This is a genomic window from Neobacillus paridis, from assembly GCF_016765675.1.
GTDB classification, from domain to species: domain Bacteria; phylum Bacillota; class Bacilli; order Bacillales; family Cytobacillaceae; genus Neobacillus; species Neobacillus paridis.
Map to the genome: position 1 here is coordinate 482,019 of NZ_JAESWB010000168.1, position 18,730 is coordinate 500,748.

Genomic DNA, 18,730 nt, shown 5'->3' on the forward strand with positions numbered 1-18,730 from the left:
AGTTACATGTTCTTATTGACATGCAATTTCCAGATGGTTTGAAGGAGAAAATGGATGAGAAAAAAATATCTGTTTTTCGGATTTTTTTTCGTTTCGTATTTGCTGTTGTCTTTCCAGCCAGTTGTTGAGGCTGCTAATGCGGTCATGAATACACAGGAGAATTTGGAATCAAATCATAAAGAATCGGTAAAGAAAAACTGGGATACCAAGAATGCCATCGATAAACTCGGTCCGATTCAGGAGTTTGAAGAAACAGTGGATTCCGATTTAGATTGTACCAAGGATATTCCTTTTACCTTGGCGCAAAAAAAACGCCTCGATCAAATTTATCATCGAATTTACATGGACTATATTGACCTAATCGAAACATATGCCTGGGCTAGGGCGTTAACGCAGGATCAAAAACTAATTCGCTATAAAATGTTAAAAAACTATGTATTAACTTTCCCAAAAAGAAATTATAAATGGTGTAGTGAGTATGAAGAGGATGAATGGGAAGAGGAATGGTTTAATAGTGATCAAGACTAATGGCATCCACCCAAATGATACCGCCGAAAATGCAGGCACTCCCGGTGTTGGAGTGTCTTTTTCGGGCTTTATCATTCTCTTCGCAATGAGGAGAACTCCTCTTGACTGTTCGATCATGATAGTATCTGAAGTTTGTTTATTTTAGATTTACTCCAATTAAAATGCAGCTAACTCCGAGAAAAATCCAGACGATTTTCGCAATGGATAGGTTTCCAACCATCCCCAGAACCCCAATGGTTGTCGTTAAGACTAAAATAATGGGTCCGACTAGTGCAAGAGAACTATTAATCATCAGAGCTTTTTCAACGGAATTAAATTTCATCATTAAAATAGCAGCAATAATTTCAATACTGCCTGAGAGAATTCTTAATAAAGCCATTCCCAGCACGGCTAATTCAATAAATATAAACATGGTTTCCTCCTAAACAATGTCTGTTCCAATACAGTATATGATGGCTTCTACCATAGCAGGACAAGTTTTTTGAAAAATCTTCGGGAAGCGAAACAAAGAGGAAAAGTTTACAATTCAAGAAAACTGGAGTGATATAACTTAAAGAAAAAGAACACGGTTATACAACCGTGTTTTTACAATATTGGGGACTTTAAATTAATTTCAATCCGCTGAATAAAATCATTAGCGCCATGACGGCTCTTAATGGTTTTGCCGGAATTTTCGCTGATAGGGTACTTCCCATTACGACTCCTGGTACAGAGCCTAATAACAAGTTAATCATTAATAAGTAATCGACATTGCCAATTCCCGCATGCATGATACCGGCAGCTGTTACCAATAAAAAGGCATGAGCAATATCTGTTCCAACCAACTCGGAAGGTTTCATTTTATACAGGTACAGCATTGCCAGAGCAAATAAGGATCCTGAACCAATTGAGGTTAAACCGACGATAAAGCCAAGTACGGCTCCGATGGCAATCGTTAAAGCCCTTTTTTCATGTATCGACTTTAACTGCATCCGGTTCCATTCCAATTTCTTTTTCATAAATGTTTTGATTAATGTTGCCAAGGCTACCAAAATAAGGACATATCCTAAAGCATGTTTAATGATTTGTTCCTGGTTATGGAAATAGGAATCGAATAAATGGAGCAGTCCAACCGCTGCAATCGCACTAGGAATACTGCCGATTGCCAAGTATTTCATTAATTTCAGGTTGATTGTCTTTTGCCGCCAATGCTGGATTGAACCAACAAGCTTTGTGATGGAATTATACGCAAGATCTGTCCCGACGGCAATCGCTGGATTGATCCCTAATAAGATGAGTACTGGCGTTAATAATGCCGCGCCGCCTACCCCTGTAAGTCCCACCATAAAGCCGATTAAAAGCCCCATCAAAATAATGCCAATCGTCATTGGGCACACACTCCATTTTTTCTAATCTATATTACATCAATAAAGTATGAAGTGGTCAAACGCCTTGTTAGCCCAATTTTTTAAAAAAAGCCCTCAATCCAAGACGAATGTAACCCTCCTTGAAGGGAGCTTTTTCAAACCTAGGAATTTTCCTCTTCCTCATTTAATTTTATTTTTTTACAGCTAACATATAAGCAGGCAAAAATATCAAGATCGGGTTTGGCCTTGGCCAATCCTTTAATATAGGGGGTAACCAAATCCCGGAAATCAGCGCCTACTTCTTCATCCTCCAAAATGCCATACACGTATAATTTTTTTTCGGCAAACAGAAACGCCACATTGCCGACACCTTTATTCTTTGTATCCACAACATTTAATACTTGATATTCCGGTGTAATCACTTCAGGAGAAAAATAAATCTGCATGTCAATCTACTCCTTTATCATGTTCAAGCGAGCCACGCCGAGGCGCCTGTGCTTTTCTAGGTAAATTGCAGTTTTTCAAATAGTGAATCATTTTCTTTAGTGGGCTTCTTTTTCGCCACCTTGATTAGTACCATGCAGAGTAACCCACATAATAAGGTTAATCCGGCTGTTGTCAAAAACATCCCCGGTCGCGACCAGTCCATTAACTTACTAAAAATTGGCGGGCCGATGGCCACACCCAAAAATCGAACAGATCCGTACAAGGAAGTCACAAAACCGCGGCGGTCGGTAGGAACTGAACCGGTAATAAAACTATTAATACATGGCAGGACAAGGCCTGTTCCAATACTGCTGACGACGAGAACCGCAAAAAACGGGATCAATTTTTTAAAAAAGATCAAACAGGCAAATGAGGTCGTCATTAAAAGCAGACCAAAGATGATTAATGATTTCATCAGCATCATTTTTTTTCCAATTTTACTTCCAGTTATGTAGGAAGTGGTGGTCATAAATAATAACGGTATCGCCAGAATCGCCCCTTTTAACAATCCATCGATTTTATAGTCTTTCTCGAGAATATCAGAAATGTAAAATAAAATCCCAAATAATGTAAATAAACAGGTGGCTCCCGTCAAATAGGCGGCAAACAACCAGCGGCCCTCCGTTTTAAAAACAGAGACAAGCCCTTTCACATATTTTCCGACAGGCGGAGGCTCTTTTTCCGCCTTCTTTTCTTTAATAAAAAAGATCGTTAATAAGACAGAAATTAAGCAAAAAATTGGGAAAGCAAAAAAGGCCGCGTACCAAAATAAAAGTGCTAACAGTGATCCAATAATTGGGCTGATGACTTTCCCGATTCCATTGGAGGCCTCGACCAACCCCAAGACCTTGCTTTGCTCTCCACCTTTAAATAAATCGCCCGTCAAGGCCATGGCAATTGGTGCCGTTCCCGCTGCACCAATCCCTTGCATAATCCTCCCGGCCAGAATCCATAAGTAGGAATTGCCGAACCATGCCGCGGCCGCACCAGCCAGAAGCCCGCCACAGCCATATAAAATGAGTGCCGGTATGATAACGGCTTTCCTTGAAAAACGGTCCGATAAATAACCTAAAACTGGGATGGCAATAGCCGCTGCAATCGAGAAAGCGGAAATGACGAGACTGACTTTAAATTGGGAAATATCCAGCTCAGATTTCATTTTAGGTAGAATTGGGATCAACATTGAGTTTCCCAAAACAAGAATAAGCGGAATGGAGCTGATGGCGAAAATGGTCAAGCCTTTCTTTTTTTGCTTTGGCAATGAATGTACACCCCTAACTGTAAAAGTAAGCTTTTTTAGCTTTTGAAATGGGAAGAAAGTTTATACAAGGCAAATGCCTAATTTATAAGGAAAATGCCTAATCCTTACACCTTCACCCAATTTTTGAATAATCTATCCTAGAAAAAAGAAGGAGGCGAACGGTTTCCTATGGATTTTCTGACATTGCCAAATAGAACTTCCGGAAAAAGGGCCCATGGATTAACCTCGATTATTGATTTAGGCACGCCAATAGGAGAACTATTCAATTATTTATCTGACTATAGTCATTTAATTGACCTGGCGAAAATTGGGGTTGGATCAGCCTATGTGACACCGAATATAAAGAAGAAAGTTGAACTTTATCAAGAGTTTGACGTTAAACCTTATTGTGGAGGAACTTTATTTGAAAAATGTTACCACCAAAATAAATTGGCGGAATATAAAGCTTATTTGCATCAATTAGGGATCGAATGGATCGAGATTTCGAATGGAACGCTTGATATTCCCTTGATGGAACGAATAGAAATTATTTCTAATTTAATAGACGAATTTCATGTCATCGCCGAGGTTGGCTCAAAAGATGCTAATCATATTATGCCTGCTTCCAAATGGAAGGAAGAAATTAAGCGTTTATTGGCAGCGGGCTGTGAATATGTCATTACCGAAGGAAGGGATTCCGGCACCTCCGGAATTTATGAAAACGATGGTCATGTAAAATCCGAATTAATTGCGGAACTTTGTAACAAAATCGATTCAAGTAAAATCATTTTTGAAGCCCCTACAGCCAAACAGCAGATGTATTTTATCAAGGAAATCGGTCCGAATGTCAATCTGGGCAATGTAAAGCTTCATGATGTGTTAGTCCTGGAGGCCCAGCGCTGCGGTTTAAGAAGTGAAACATTTTATCTGGAGGACCTTGAATGCGAATTACTTTAATCCGCCACCTTCCTACAGAATGGAACAGGAAACAAAGGCTTCAAGGAAGCCGGGATATCCCAATTTCAGATGTTTCCGATACCGATCAGCGGAGGATTGCCTTCAATCAACAAATTCTCCAAACTCTTTCACCATTTGATATCGTGTTGGCCAGTACACTCAGAAGGACACAGCAAACGGCCCGGCTTTATGGGTATCATCCGGAGACGGAACGTTTATTGGATGAATTGAATTTCGGTCGATTTGAAGGCCAATCAAAGGAAAAACTTTTCGAGGATTTCGGGAATGAATGGCTGGAAAACCCGAAAGTGCTTGTTTTAGGTGAGAGGATGGACCACTTCGAAGAACGGATTAGCTTATTTTTAAAAAAATATCAGGCCTATTCCAATATATTAGTGTTTGGTCACGGTTCTTGGATCAGAGCGCTCATTTCACTATCCCGTTACGGCGATATCAACAGGATGAATAAAATATTAGTCGAAAACAATGATTGCATCACAGTACCGTTCCAAGATGGATAGGAGGGAAACAAACATGCCGGTACCATTAACGTTTGAAAACTGGGACGAAAAAAGGTTAACAGAAATCTTAAAACAATATCCGGATTACCTGGATATATTAAAATGGGCATTTCATGAGTATCAAGATGAAATCGTGTATTCCTGCAGCTTTGGGGCCGAAGGAATTGTGTTGCTAGATTTAATCCATAAAGTTCATAAAGATGCAAAAATTTTTTTTCTTGATACCGGATTACATTTTCCGGAAACGTACGATTTAATCGAAAAAGTGAAACAACGTTATCCATCTCTTGAGTTTCTAATTGTTAAGCCCAAATTATCGCTGGCCGAACAAGCTCACGAGTATGGGGAGGAACTTTGGAAAGTAAATCCAAATCTTTGTTGCCAATTGAGAAAAGTTGAGCCGTTAAAAGAGATACTCCAGGAGAAAAAAGCCTGGATATCCGGCCTAAGAAGAGAACAATCCCCTGCAAGACAAAAAACGCAATATATTAATAAAGATGAAAAATTTCATAACATCAAAATTTGCCCGCTGATTCATTGGACGTGGGAGGACATTAGGTCTTATATCGAACTAAATGAACTGGACTATAACCCCTTGCATGACCAAGGGTATCCCAGTATTGGCTGTGCACCATGCACCCTGCCGGTAACCAATTCTTCAGATTTTCGTGCCGGCAGATGGGCAGAGCATCCAAAAACAGAATGTGGTCTACATCAATTATAATTACAACATTTGACTTGGGAGGGAGAAAGGATGAGTAAAAGTGTTCCACACGGTGGAAAGTTGATCAATCGATTCAACCCCGAGTATCCAATCGATTTTTTGCGCAATGATATCGAGATAGATAGCCTTGAACTTAGTGATTTAGAATTGATCGCCAATGGAGCCTATAGTCCGCTTGAGGGATTTATGGGAAAAGCAGATTATGAATCGGTGGTCAGCGAAATGCGATTAGCAAATGGCCTTCCCTGGTCATTACCAATCACCCTGGCTGTAACTGAACAAAAGGCAGCGGAAATTGAAATTGGTGAAATCGTCCATTTGGTTGACCATGATCAAATTTATGGTGTGATGGAAGTAACCGAAAAATATTCACCTAATAAAGTAACAGAAGCGGCAATGGTCTATCAAACTACAGATATGGCCCATCCCGGGGTAAAAAAACTGTTCGAACGCCCCGCTGTCTATCTGGGCGGACCGGTAACGCTTATTCAAAGACCGGAAAAGAGGCAATTTTCCGACTTCTATTTAGATCCTGTTGACACAAGGCAAAAGTTTGCTGAGTTTGGCTGGAATACCGTAGTAGGATTTCAAACCCGCAATCCGGTTCACCGGGCCCACGAGTATATTCAAAAATCAGCACTAGAGATTGTTGACGGATTATTCTTAAATCCCTTGGTGGGAGAAACAAAGGCTGATGATATTCCGGGTGAAATTCGCATGAAAAGTTATCAAGTATTATTGGATCACTATTATCCAAAGGACCGGGTTTTTCTCTCGGTATTTCCGGCTGCAATGCGCTATGCCGGTCCGCGAGAGGCGATCTTTCATGCATTAGTGCGGAAAAATTATGGCTGTACCCACTTTATTGTCGGCAGAGATCATGCCGGAGTCGGCAATTATTATGGAACATATGACGCTCAACAAATATTCAGTCACTTTACAGAAGAAGAGCTAGGGATCAAACCGTTATTTTTTGAACACAGCTTTTACTGTAAAAAATGCGAAAACATGGCTTCAGAAAAAACATGTCCGCACGGCAGAGAATTTCATCTGATTCTATCCGGAACGAAGGTAAGAGGGATGCTGGCAAACGGAGAACAGCCCCCAAAGGAATTCAGCCGTCCGGAGGTCATCGAAATCCTCATTCAAGGGATGAAGGAAATTTACACAAAAAACTAAAAGGGTGTAATGGATGGGAAAGAATATTACTTGGCATCAATCTACAGTAACAAAAACAAATCGACAGGAAATGAATGGTCATAAAAGCTGTGTATTATGGTTTACAGGATTATCGGGTTCAGGAAAGTCCACTTTAGCCAATGCGGTCGGTCACGCTTTATTTTCTCAAGGATTTAATAGTTATGTTCTCGATGGTGATAATATCCGCCATGGGTTAAACAGTGATTTAGGTTTTACCAAAGAAGACCGCAGAGAAAATATCCGCAGGATTGGTGAAGTGGCAAGGCTGTTTGTAGACAGCGGACAAATTGTTCTGACCGCCTTTATTTCTCCTTTCCTTGAGGATCGGGAATTAGTCCGTAAAATGTTTCCTAAGGATGAGTTTATCGAGATCTATTTACATTGCCCTATCGACGTATGCGAAACAAGGGACCCGAAAGGATTGTATAAAAAGGCGCGAATAGGGGAAATCTCCGAATTTACCGGCATATCCTCGCCATATGAAGCACCTCGCCAGGCGGAAATTGTGATTGAAACAAATAAATTAACAATTGAACAATCGGTAAAGCAGATTATGTTATATTTAATTGAAAGGAAGATCCTTTAAATCGGGATCTTCCTTATCTTTTCCGCCAATTTGCAGATAAGAATAATAATTGATGAAAATTTAACTGATAGATAAAGTCGATAATATTGGTAGAAAAAAATTGGCAAATGATCGCATAGATGACGATTTGATAATTGATCACCATAGCAGTACAAACAAAAATAAGCAGATTAATTCCCATCATCACTTTCCCGGGACTCCAGTGTTTATAGGAAGCAATCATCAACGCCGGGATGACCATTCCGCCGCTTGATGCTCCTGCCCGAATCAATAAACCGACCCCAACCCCAAAGAGAACGGCTCCTGCTGCTAAATCGAACAAAATATGTATATGTATATGGGGAACGTAAGAGGTGATAATGGAAACGACTGTGGAGGTGGTTGCCACTGAAAGAATGGTTCGAAACGTCCAAGAATAGCCAAAATATTTTAATGCAAACAAAAGAAAAACGATATTTGCAAGCCATAAGGAAAAACCTAGCGACAAATTAAACCAATGATTCATTAAAATGGCCAGACCTGCTGCTCCTCCGGAAGGGATGGAATGAGGAAACAAAAACAAGGACATTGACATGCCTTGCAAAGTGGCACCAAATAGTAAACAGAAATAAGTTAAGATTTGTTTTTTCATTGTTACGTGAAATCCACCCAAATTGGTTGATTAAGTTGCTTTACTTTCACATCCATTCCTCCCAAGGACATGCCTTCTTGTCCATTTTATGATTGGAGCAATCCGAATATGTTGAAAAGGTTGTAGATGAGAAAGCCTGATTTCTAATCAATAAATGAATAATATGGAAAATAAAAGTAATTCTTATATTGAAAATGAAATCAATTAAGATTAAAATTATATTAGGATAAGAGAACAATGTATTTGACCTATAAGGTAATAAATGGTGAGAATGAGCTAGGCAAACTTTGCACTAGTCATGAGTCAAATTAGAAATAGAAAATTTGTCTATTTTTAATTTGGCTTTTTTGGCTAATAGGAAGTATAAATTTATTCTTAATTCTATACTTCCTATGTCGCATAAATTCAACTACGCCTCATGAACCGCATTACGGACTCGACAGTCGGCGAGTTTACATATAATCATAGTATTCAGGAAAGGAATTTAAAGAGAGAGATGGACAGTTCGATATTGAGTATTAAAAAAGAAAAAAGGAAAATACTAGAAAATTATATCAAAGAAAGACTGAGCCGCTACAACCCGCTCTTTGCCAGTGATTCCGATGCCATATATATTATGGATTTAGACGGCTATTTTATCCCTTTAAATCCTGCATGCTCGCTGTTGTTTGGCTATAATGAGGAACAGTTCTCACAAATGACGTATATGAAAATTGTTGCATTAGATCATTTAGACCGGGCACTTTCTTACTTTTATAAATCGTTGGAAGGAAAACTACAAAACTTTGATTGTCAAATCAACCATAAAAGTGGGGAAATCCTCGATGTCAATATTACCATTTACCCGATTGTCATAAATGATGAAATTGTCGGCGTTTATGGCGTTGCTAAAGATATTACTGAAATTAAACGAAAACGAAAAGTTATATCTGATGAAATTCGCCAACGGGAAGAAATTTATCGTGAAATTGTAGAACACTCCCCGGATGCGGTTATCATTTCCGGAAAAGATAATATATTGTTTGCCAATGATACAGCTGTAAAATTATTTGGCGTATCGACTAAAGCAGATTTGATTGGGAAAACGGTGCTTGATTTTATCCATCCATCTTATATTGAAGTGGTAAAAAACCGGATTAAAGAGGTTGAAAATGGAAAGCCAGTTGATTTTTTTGAACAAATCCTGATCCGTAATGATGGTTCTAGTTTTGACGCCGAAGTGAAAGCGATTCCGACCATTTTTCAACATGAACCTGCACGACACATTATTGTTCGGGATATTACGGAGAGGAAAAAAACACAACAATTACTACTCCAATCTGAAAAGTTATCCGTTGCTGGTCAGCTTGCGGCTGGGATTGCGCACGAAATCAGAAATCCGCTGACGGCGATCAAAGGTTTTCTCCAACTGCTGGAGGCAAACTCTGATAGCAATCTTTCCTATCTTGAAATCATCAAATCTGAAATGAGTCGAATCGAGTTGATTCTAAGTGAATTACTCATATTGGCAAGACCACAGGAATTAAAATTTAAACAGACGGATTTCAGCAAAATCTTGGAACATGTGAAGGCACTGATTGATACACAAGCGATCATGACTAATATTAAGATCAATATCTATTATTTGTCCGATATTCCACCAGTTCGCTGTGATGAAAATCATTTAAAGCAAGTATTTATCAATTTATTGAAAAATTCGATTGAGGCCATGCCCGATGGCGGAGAAATCAATATCAATGTTGAAACAGATGGAGGAAAACAACTGAAAGTTACGTTCATTGATGAAGGATGCGGGATTCCCCAGGAGCATCTTGATCGAATTGGTCAACCCTTTTTTTCAACAAAAGATGGAGGGACCGGGTTAGGTCTAATGATTAGCAAGCAAATTATTGAAAATCATAATGGTTCTTTCCAAATTCACAGTAATCAGAAGGGAACAATCATTGAAGTGACCCTACCAATCGATGAAAATTGCGGTGAAGGCGAGCAGCGATAATTCTGTGCGCTTTTTGTTCAAAACGTTTTTCTAGATTATGATAAAATAACTCTCAAAGCTAACGTTGAAAAAGAGGGGATAATAAATGGAAAAAATAACCCATATTTCGGTGGAGTTACGAGACTGGATTGTCAATACGATGAAAACTGGTGCCAGCCCGGAGGCAATTGCCAATGCCATGATAAAAAAAGGTTTTGACCCGATTTTTGCTTATAGAACCTTGTTAAAGCTTGTTAATAATACACCTGTTGAGGTACTCGCACGTGAACAACAGCCTTATATCTATGAAATCCCGGAAATAGGTCAAAAAGGAAACATCATTGCTACATCCGACCGTGACATAAAAGTCTTAATGAGAGTGGAAAAACCATTTATCCTTTATTTGGAAAATCTGTTAAGTGAAGAAGAGTGTGATGAATTGATTGCCCTCTCGAAAAATCGTTTAAAGCCATCACGGGTGGTGGATACTGCAACTGGAGAAATAAAAACGGTTCCCGGCCGGACAAGTTCAGGTACTTATTATCGTCTGAGTGAGACGCCGCTCGTTGCAACAATAGAAAAGAGAATCGAAGAATTAACCAATTTTCCGATCGAAAATGGCGAGGGGCTTCAGGTTCTGCATTATAAAGTGGGAGAAGAATATAAACCGCATTTTGATTATTATCCCGCCAGCAAGATTAATGAGAATACAGGTGGTCAGCGGATTGCAACGGTTTTAATCTATTTAAATGATGTCCCTCAAGGCGGTGAAACGATTTTTCCAAAGGCCGGGGTCTCGATCACTCCGAAAAAAGGAGCGGCCGCCTTTTTTCATTATGGAAACAGTAAAGGGCAAGTAGACAGAATGTCGCTGCACAGCAGTATTCCCGTCCTCAAGGGAGAAAAATGGGTGGCAACGAAATGGCTTCGTCAAAGCGAAATCCTCGAACGATCGTAACTTGATAATTGACTAAGAGTTGAATTTGTGGTATGAAAATAGTGGTTAGCACTCTTGATGGGAGAGTGCTAATTGTTTGCCTTGACGCCTTTCTAACGATTATAATGACAATGTCAAAAATTGAAGGAGAGATCAGTATGGAAACAAAGCAGTTTAAAGCAGAGTCGAAACGGATATTAGACATGATGATTCATTCCATTTATACTCATCATGAAATCTTTTTACGTGAGCTTATTTCTAATGCCAGCGACGCAATTGATAAAATTTACTATAAGGCGTTGACAGATGATTCCTTAACGTTTGATAAAGATCAATACTACATAAAAGTGGTCGCAGATAAAGACAACAGAACATTGAAAATTATTGATACCGGGGTTGGGATGACTCGGGAAGAACTCGAAAATAATCTTGGTACTATTGCCAAGAGCGGCTCTTTGGCATTTAAAAACGAGAACGAATTAAAAGACGGCTATGATATTATCGGACAATTTGGGGTTGGTTTTTATTCGGCCTTTATGGTTGCCGATGTGGTGACGGTCATCAGCAAGGCTTTAGGCAGTGAAGAAGCATATAAGTGGGAATCGAAGGGTGCGGAAGGCTACACGATTACGCCATGCGAAAAGGATTCCGTCGGGACGGAAGTCATTTTGAAAATAAAGGAAAATACCGAAGACGAGAAGTATGACGAGTATCTTGAAGAGTACCACTTAAAAGAGATTATTAAAAAGTATTCCGATTTCATTCGCTACCCTATTAAAATGGATGTAACCACAAGCAAGTTAAAAGAAGGCAGCGAAAGTGAGTACGAGGAGGTTACCAGTGAACAAGTCATCAACAGCATGGTGCCAATTTGGCGCAAAAATAAAAATGAGTTAACACAGGAAGATTACGATAACTTCTATGCCGAAAAACGTTACGGCTTTGATAAGCCGCTGAAATCTATCCATATCAAAGTAGATGGAGCCGTTAGATATAATGCGATTCTCTATATTCCGGAAAAAATTCCGTTTGACTATTATTCCCCGGAATATGAGAAGGGGCTGGAACTGTATTCCAGCGGCGTGCTGATTATGAATAAATGCGCCGACCTGCTTCCAGATTACTTCAGCTTTGTCAAAGGGATGGTTGATTCTGAAGATTTATCGCTGAATATCTCCAGAGAAATGCTCCAGCATGACCGTCAATTAAAGCTGATCGCAAAAAATATCAATAAAAAAATTAAAAGTGAATTGCAAAGTTTATTAAAAAATGAACGCGATAAATATGTAGAATTCTACAAATCCTTCGGGAGACAATTGAAATTTGGGGTTTACAGCGATTTTGGCATGCATAAAGAGGAATTGCAGGATCTTTTGATGTTCTATTCTTCGAAAGAGAAGAAGCTGGTAACCTTAGAGGAATATGTCTCAAGAATGCCGGAAGAGCAAAAATATATTTATTATGCTGTCGGTGAAACCAATGAACGAATTGAAAAACTGCCACAAACGGAATTAGTGGCGGATAAAGGCTATGAGATTCTCTACTTCACCGAAGATATTGACGAATTTGCGATTAAAGTCATTATGAACTACAAGGACAAGGAATTTAAGTCCGTATCCAGCGGTGATTTAGGGATTGAGGGGGATGACACGGTTAAGGAAACTGCAGCTGAAGAAGCTGAAAACAAAGAATTGTTTGAAGCAATGAAGGCTGCCCTTGGTGACAAAGTAAAGGCTGTTCGCGTTTCCAAACGATTGAAATCACATCCGGTTTGCTTAACGGCGGATGGAGACGTCTCGATTGAAATGGAGAAAGTCCTGAATGCGATGCCAAATAATCAAAACATTAAAGCTGACAAAGTACTGGAAATTAATGTTAATCACAGTGTCTTCCAATCATTGAAAGATGCTTTTGCCAACGACAAAGAGAAGCTGGCGCTGTACACCAGCCTGTTATACAACCAGGCGCTCTTAATCGAAGGTCTCCCAATCGAAGATCCAGTAGAATTTACCAACAACATCTGCAAAGTCATGGTTTAAAAAAGAAATTAGGGTGTCAGGCACCATGTGGAAATTACACAAAGTGCCTGACACCTTTCTTATGTCGCATAAATTCAACTACGCCTCATGAACCGTCCTTAAGAACTCGCCAGTCAGCGAGTTTTCATTTAATGGGTATTTCTGTCAGTGTATTTTCCGTAGTCAGGAATGGCGATTTGAGCGAATTCATTGACGAGTCTTTCCAGTCCCATTGTCAGCGGCTCACCGGACATGGGGACACCGTGCCCGGTGATGGCAGTACTTGGATGCAAGTCCCGCAATTTTTTAACGGAATCCCAAGCTGCCTGCCAATCCGTTGTCAGGTATCTGGGAGGTCCATTTATTTCTTCTTCCTGGATTATGACCTTATATAATGAATCTTGCCGGACGGTGATAAAGGCGTCACCGGCAATTAACATCCGATCTTGCTCACGAAAGAAAGATACATGTCCCGGCGAGTGTCCTGGTGTATGAATCCAGCGGAAACCGGACAGATGCGGAACCGTTCCATCCGCGGGGAGGGGGCTTACCTGGTTTCCGATATTTATCGGCTCATTAGGAAACATAGACGACATTTTGGCTACCATTCCCCCCTCCACAGATGGATCAGGTTCGGGATATTTTGTTTTCCCGGTTAGGAAGGGCAGCTCCAGTTCATGAGCATAGACAGGGACCTGCCAATGCTTTACTATTTCAATAATGGCGCCTACATGGTCAAAATGTCCATGGGTTAAAACAATTGCCTGCGGCTTGCTACCGGCGCCATAGCGCTCTTCGGTTAAGGCAATGATATCATCGGCGGAACCGGGCATCCCGGCATCGACCAAAACGAACTCTTTTGCTCCTAGAGCTCCCACTAAGCAAATATTGACAATCTGAATAGTATGGCAGTACACATCCGCTGCCACCGAAACTCCCACCCCGCTGCCAATTGAAGTCGCCGGAATAAACTTGTAATCACTACCGTAAGACAACTCTTGTTCCATCAGCTTAACTCCTTATCAACATAATGTACATAGTTTGAAACAGACAACGTTTGTTTATGCACAATGCAGAAGTCTAAGGCAAATGAAAAAGCAGACAATTTAATAGTCTGCCGCTAAGAAAAGATCAACATCTATTTTCAATTTGGTTCTACATGGACATTGACATCATAGACATTATGTTTGTTCATCAGTGCTGTTTCGACCTTGGTCGCGACATCATGGGCTTCGCGGATATTCAAATTGGAATTAACCAAGATGACAACATCGACAACAGCGTTATTGCCATAGCTTCTGGCCCTGATATCTTTAATCCCTTTCACTCCAATAATTCCTTGGACCGTCTCTTTAAAGGCAGAGATTTGCTTGACATCAAAGCCATCTGTTAAATTATGAGAGGTGTCACGAAAAATTTTCCAAGCCGTATAACAGATTAAGATCCCAACAATTACCGCTGTAACCGGGTCGAGCCACGGAAGGTGGAATTGGGCACCGATGATTCCAAGTGCTGCGCCAACACTGACCATGGCATCTGATAAATTATCTTTAGCAGCGGCCATAACCGCTTGACTGTCGATTTTTTTGGCTAAATTCAGATTGTAACGGTAGACAAGAAACATCGCAGCAGCTGAGACTAATCCAGTTACTGCTGCAATCGGGTCCGGAGATTCTTCCTTGCCGTTAAGTACTGTGGTAAATGCTTCGATTAAAACTTCAATCCCTACAACCATCATGATAAAAGAAGAAACCATGGAGGCGACAGTTTCAGCTTTCCAATGACCGTAAGGATGGTCCATATCTGCCGGTTTTTGTGATAATTTTAGACCAATTAAGACAACAATTGAGGAGATAATATCAGTTGTATTATTTAGTCCATCAGCCTTAAGTGCATTAGAATTCGCCACATAACCAACAGATAATTTGATTATGGATAAACACAAGTAAGCAAAAATACTAAGGATTGCCCCTTGTTCTCCTTTTTTTAAAGATAGGTATTTTTCTTCATTCATCATAAATGCCCCCACACTTGTCTTGTCCCAATTTAATCATATCAATCGGATGTGGGTGGGTCTAGAGAAACCTTTTTAGCCGGCGATTACATTTGTAATGCGGGTTAAAAAAGTTTCCTCGGTCAAAGTTATATGGATAGAAAGTGTAATATTTCCTCTTTTTTCTACAGATAGAATGTAGTAAATTGTAAGAATAATTGTGATAGTTTTCTACAAGAAGGTGGTGATCAGCTTTGCGACATGATGGCAGACTAACAGTAAAGGAAATATTAGAAAATCGAAATTTTCGCGATGCTGAAGTGATAGCGGGAAAAGAGGGGCTCGAGCGGACTGTCAAATGGATTCACATCATGGAGGTGGCGGGAATTGAAGAACTTTTAAACGGCAATGAATTAATCCTCTCCACAGGGGTGGGTTGGAAGGAAAGCAAGCAGCTTTTTCTGACTGTTTTCGAAAAATTGATAGATTCCGGGGCATCTGGAATTTGTATTGAATTAGGAACGTACATTCCATCGATTCCTAACGAAATTATTCAACTAGCTAATCACCATCATTTTCCGTTAATTGTTTTTCATCATAAAGTACGCTTCGTCGACATAACTCAAGATGTAAACTCGCTTCTAATAAAGAAACACTATCAAATGATTTCAGATTTAGAAGAATACTCTAATCAGTTAAATCAATTACTGCTAACATCCCATTCGGAACAAAAGATTCTCAGGTTCCTGCATGAACATTTGAAAATGGATGTATTATTTACCCCCGTTCAAGGGAAAGTACAATATTTATCGAAGCAGTCTGGACAGGATCTGAAATCTATTCTCCCCTTAATCAAAGAAAACAATAGTCATATTGTCCACCGGGAAATCCAAGCCTTACAGCAAAAATTGGCAGATTTAACTATCATTTCAGAATCAAATCCGGTTTCAGAGTATGAAAAGATCATTTTAGACCGAACGACTACAGCTTTAGCACAAAATGCACTACGTGAATTATATTTTGAAGAACGGCGAAAAACGATCGAAGCCGAATGGATTCAAAAATGGCTTGATGGAGTATTAAACGAAGACCAAATACATCGCCGTATTACCGAGTTGGAGCCAAATCGAAAACCAACTGGCTGCATCGCCTGTTTATGGAAAATTGCGCATATTGGAGCCAATCATCTGGAGGAAACTCATTTGAAAATTCTCTTTCGCTCCGTTTTTCAAACGCAAGGGTTTGCCCTGTTTTCAACAATGAGAAAAAACTTTCTTGTTTTTATTCTGGTTAATGTGCGCAATAGAAACGATTGGAAACAACGAATGGAAGCAGGTCTCCAGCAAATTGAAAACACATTGGAGATTGTACCTCAAATTGCGGTCGGTAAGTTTGTTGATAAGGTAACGGAAGTTAAAAAGAGTTATCAAACAGCGGAAGATACCATGAATATTCTGGAAGGCAGCCAACATGAAGCTTTCAAGCGCTTTTACGATGAATTGTACATCTATCGGCTTTTTTCATTGATCGGTGAGCCAGAACTGATTGATTTCGTCCATGATCATATAGGTCCTGTTATCAGCTATGATCGCGAGAATAATGGGAAATTATTAGAAACATTAAAAGTGTATCTAATGTGTAATGGTTCGAAAAAAGAAACCGCATCACAACTATTTATTGTCCGCCAAACACTGTACCAACGACTGCAAAAGATAGTCGAACTACTGGGTGAAGATTTTATGAGAAGCCCGAAACGGCAAGCTATCGAATTTGCGCTAACAGCTTATGGTTACCTATCCCCGGCCAGCATTACATAATCAGGTGAAACCAGTTGGTTTTGCCTTTTTTTGGCTAATAGGAAGTATAAAATTTATCCTAATTTTATACTTCCTATATCGCATTAATTCAACTACACCTCATGAACCGTCCTTACGGACTCGCCAGTCGGTGAGTTTACATTTATCTGAATATCGGACATTTTGGTTAATAATTGCCTAAATGTTTAGAAATTTATAAAAATAAACTGACATTATGTCTAATGAATGCGCTTTCGCTTACGGATATAATAGTTTCACAGGCAAAAAATCATATCAGGAGGTTTAAACATGACTGTGACACAAGACTTGCAGATTTTGAAAAACTATATCGGCGGACAGTGGGTCGATTCATCAAGCACGCAAATCGAAGAGGTACCAAACCCGGCAACCGGGGAAATTCTTGCCCGGGTTCCACTTTCTACGAGAGAAGATTTGGATTTGGCTGTTGCAGCAGCTAAAAAGGCCTATCAATCATGGCGGAAGGTTGCCGTTCCTAGGCGTGCTCGAATTCTGTTCCGCTATCAACAGCTGTTAGTAGATCATTGGCAGGAATTAGCCAAGCTGATTACGTTAGAAAATGGAAAAAGCTATGAGGAAGCATATGGGGAAGTGCAACGAGGGATTGAATGTGTCGAATTTGCCGCTGGAGCACCGACGTTAATGATGGGAAATCAACTCCCAGATATTGCTACAGAGATTGAATCAGGGATGTACCGTTATCCAATCGGGGTCATTGGCGGCATTACCCCATTTAACTTTCCAATGATGGTTCCTTGCTGGATGTTTCCACTAGCGATTGCCTGCGGAAATACATTTGTCCTGAAACCATCTGAGAGAACACCGCTGTTGGCGAACCGCCTGGCAGAACTTTTTAAAGAAGCCGGACTGCCGGATGGTGTTTTAAACATCGTTCATGGTGCACATGATGTCGTAAACGGCATTCTCGAACATGAGGATGTAAAGGCTGTTTCCTTTGTCGGTTCCCAGCCGGTCGCCGAATATGTTTACAAAACAGCTGCCGCCAATGGTAAACGTGTCCAAGCGCTTGCCGGGGCAAAAAACCACTCCATTGTCATGCCGGATGCTGACTTGGACAATGCCGTGAAAAATATTATTGGCGCAGCCTTTGGATCTGCCGGGGAACGTTGTATGGCCGCATCCGTCGTAGTCGCGGTCGGCAACATTGCCGACGAATTAATCAGCCGCTTAAAGCAGGCTGCAGATGAAATCAAGATTGGAAATGGCATGGATGAGGATGTATTCCTTGGGCCGGTTATTCGTGAATCCCATAAAAAACGGACGCTTGACTATATCGAACTGGGCGAAAAAGAGGGGGCAACATTAATCCGTGACGGCAGGAAAGATCAGGTGGAGGATCAAGGATATTTTGTGGGGCCAACCATTTTTGACCATGTCCAAACGAATATGAAAATTTGGCAGGATGAAATTTTTGCCCCTGTTCTCTCCATTGTCCGTGTTGATAGTTTAGAAGAGGCAATTGAATTAACCAATAAATCCGAGTTTGCTAACGGGGCATGTTTGTATACCGACAGTGCCAAGGCGATTCGCCAATTCCGTGATGAAATTGACGCCGGCATGCTTGGGATTAATCTTGGAGTCCCGGCACCGATGGCCTTTTTCCCATTCTCTGGTTACAAAAAATCTTTTTATGGCGATCTCCATGCCAATGGTAAAGATGGGGTAGAATTCTATACTCGCAAGAAAATGCTTACAGCCCGTTATTTATAAACTGAAACTACAAGGGTAGCTA

General features: G+C 40.3%; 18 protein-coding genes. 11 read left to right on the top strand and 7 right to left on the bottom strand.

Going from position 1 to position 18,730, the window contains the following annotated elements:
* The first annotated feature begins 54 nt into the window (after nucleotides 1-54).
* On the top strand, nucleotides 55-528 hold the full coding sequence (locus tag JK635_RS11360) for a DUF2680 domain-containing protein (protein WP_202654048.1): 474 nt from the start codon (nucleotides 55-57) through the stop codon (nucleotides 526-528).
* Nucleotides 529-664: 136 nt separating this feature from the next.
* On the opposite strand, the gene JK635_RS11365 is transcribed toward JK635_RS11360, so the two are convergent.
* The 4 genes from JK635_RS11365 to JK635_RS11380 form a co-directional block, all read right to left on the bottom strand.
* On the bottom strand, nucleotides 665-940 hold the full coding sequence (locus JK635_RS11365) for a YqhV family protein (protein ID WP_202654049.1): 276 nt from the start codon (nucleotides 938-940) through the stop codon (nucleotides 665-667).
* Between the two features lie 190 nt (nucleotides 941-1,130).
* The gene (locus tag JK635_RS11370) at nucleotides 1,131-1,895 is read right to left on the bottom strand and encodes a sulfite exporter TauE/SafE family protein (RefSeq protein WP_202654050.1); all 765 of its coding nucleotides are present in this window, start codon (nucleotides 1,893-1,895) and stop codon (nucleotides 1,131-1,133) included.
* Between the two features lie 140 nt (nucleotides 1,896-2,035).
* The gene (locus JK635_RS11375; protein ID WP_202654051.1) at nucleotides 2,036-2,320 is read right to left on the bottom strand and encodes a hypothetical protein; all 285 of its coding nucleotides are present in this window, start codon (nucleotides 2,318-2,320) and stop codon (nucleotides 2,036-2,038) included.
* Nucleotides 2,321-2,376: 56 nt separating this feature from the next.
* Complete coding sequence (locus tag JK635_RS11380; RefSeq protein ID WP_202654052.1) at nucleotides 2,377-3,621, bottom strand: MFS transporter; 1,245 nt, start codon at nucleotides 3,619-3,621, stop codon at nucleotides 2,377-2,379.
* Between the two features lie 168 nt (nucleotides 3,622-3,789).
* On the opposite strand from JK635_RS11380, the gene JK635_RS11385 reads away from it, so the two are divergent.
* Genes JK635_RS11385 through cysC form a run of 5 tightly spaced genes read left to right on the top strand, consistent with a single transcriptional unit; the run spans nucleotide 3,790 to nucleotide 7,588 of the window.
* Nucleotides 3,790-4,557 (top strand): phosphosulfolactate synthase, encoded by a 768-nt coding sequence (locus tag JK635_RS11385; protein ID WP_202654053.1) that lies wholly within the window; start codon nucleotides 3,790-3,792, stop codon nucleotides 4,555-4,557.
* Entirely contained in the window at nucleotides 4,542-5,078 is a 537-nt protein-coding gene (locus tag JK635_RS11390; RefSeq protein ID WP_202654054.1) for a histidine phosphatase family protein, read from the top strand. Before JK635_RS11385 ends, JK635_RS11390 begins: the two co-directional genes overlap by 16 nt.
* 13 nt (nucleotides 5,079-5,091) lie before the next feature.
* A complete protein-coding gene (locus JK635_RS11395; RefSeq protein WP_202654055.1) occupies nucleotides 5,092-5,802 on the top strand; it encodes a phosphoadenylyl-sulfate reductase in 711 nt (236 codons plus the stop codon).
* Between the two features lie 30 nt (nucleotides 5,803-5,832).
* A complete protein-coding gene (gene sat / locus JK635_RS11400; RefSeq protein ID WP_202654056.1) occupies nucleotides 5,833-6,981 on the top strand; it encodes a sulfate adenylyltransferase in 1,149 nt (382 codons plus the stop codon).
* 13 nt (nucleotides 6,982-6,994) lie between these two features.
* Nucleotides 6,995-7,588 carry an adenylyl-sulfate kinase gene (gene cysC / locus JK635_RS11405; protein ID WP_202654057.1) on the top strand — a complete coding sequence of 198 codons (594 nt, stop codon included), beginning with the start codon at nucleotides 6,995-6,997 and terminating at the stop codon, nucleotides 7,586-7,588.
* Nucleotides 7,589-7,601: 13 nt separating this feature from the next.
* On the opposite strand, the gene JK635_RS11410 is transcribed toward cysC, so the two are convergent.
* Entirely contained in the window at nucleotides 7,602-8,219 is a 618-nt protein-coding gene (locus tag JK635_RS11410) for a YitT family protein (RefSeq protein ID WP_202654058.1), read from the bottom strand.
* 511 nt (nucleotides 8,220-8,730) lie between these two features.
* On the opposite strand from JK635_RS11410, the gene JK635_RS11415 reads away from it, so the two are divergent.
* The 3 genes from JK635_RS11415 to htpG all read left to right on the top strand — a co-directional run bounded on the left by JK635_RS11415 (nucleotide 8,731) and on the right by htpG (nucleotide 13,170).
* Entirely contained in the window at nucleotides 8,731-10,215 is a 1,485-nt protein-coding gene (locus tag JK635_RS11415; protein WP_202654059.1) for a PAS domain S-box protein, read from the top strand.
* A gap of 85 nt (nucleotides 10,216-10,300) precedes the next feature.
* The gene (locus JK635_RS11420; RefSeq protein WP_202654060.1) at nucleotides 10,301-11,152 is read left to right on the top strand and encodes a 2OG-Fe(II) oxygenase; all 852 of its coding nucleotides are present in this window, start codon (nucleotides 10,301-10,303) and stop codon (nucleotides 11,150-11,152) included.
* A gap of 137 nt (nucleotides 11,153-11,289) precedes the next feature.
* Complete coding sequence (gene htpG, locus JK635_RS11425) at nucleotides 11,290-13,170, top strand: molecular chaperone HtpG (RefSeq protein WP_202654061.1); 1,881 nt, start codon at nucleotides 11,290-11,292, stop codon at nucleotides 13,168-13,170.
* 128 nt (nucleotides 13,171-13,298) lie between these two features.
* Here htpG and JK635_RS11430 read toward each other — a convergent pair whose 3' ends face one another.
* Both JK635_RS11430 and JK635_RS11435 read right to left on the bottom strand, forming a co-directional pair.
* A complete protein-coding gene (locus JK635_RS11430) occupies nucleotides 13,299-14,156 on the bottom strand; it encodes an MBL fold metallo-hydrolase (protein ID WP_202654062.1) in 858 nt (285 codons plus the stop codon).
* 137 nt (nucleotides 14,157-14,293) lie between these two features.
* The gene (locus JK635_RS11435) at nucleotides 14,294-15,163 is read right to left on the bottom strand and encodes a cation diffusion facilitator family transporter (protein ID WP_202654340.1); all 870 of its coding nucleotides are present in this window, start codon (nucleotides 15,161-15,163) and stop codon (nucleotides 14,294-14,296) included.
* A 233-nt stretch (nucleotides 15,164-15,396) separates the two neighbouring features.
* Here JK635_RS11435 and JK635_RS11440 point away from each other — a divergent pair, with 233 nt between their 5' ends.
* Together JK635_RS11440 and JK635_RS11445 are read left to right on the top strand one after the other, a co-directional pair.
* On the top strand, nucleotides 15,397-16,959 hold the full coding sequence (locus JK635_RS11440) for a PucR family transcriptional regulator (RefSeq protein WP_202654063.1): 1,563 nt from the start codon (nucleotides 15,397-15,399) through the stop codon (nucleotides 16,957-16,959).
* 288 nt (nucleotides 16,960-17,247) lie between these two features.
* Entirely contained in the window at nucleotides 17,248-18,708 is a 1,461-nt protein-coding gene (locus JK635_RS11445; protein ID WP_202654064.1) for a CoA-acylating methylmalonate-semialdehyde dehydrogenase, read from the top strand.
* Nucleotides 18,709-18,730 lie beyond the last annotated feature (22 nt).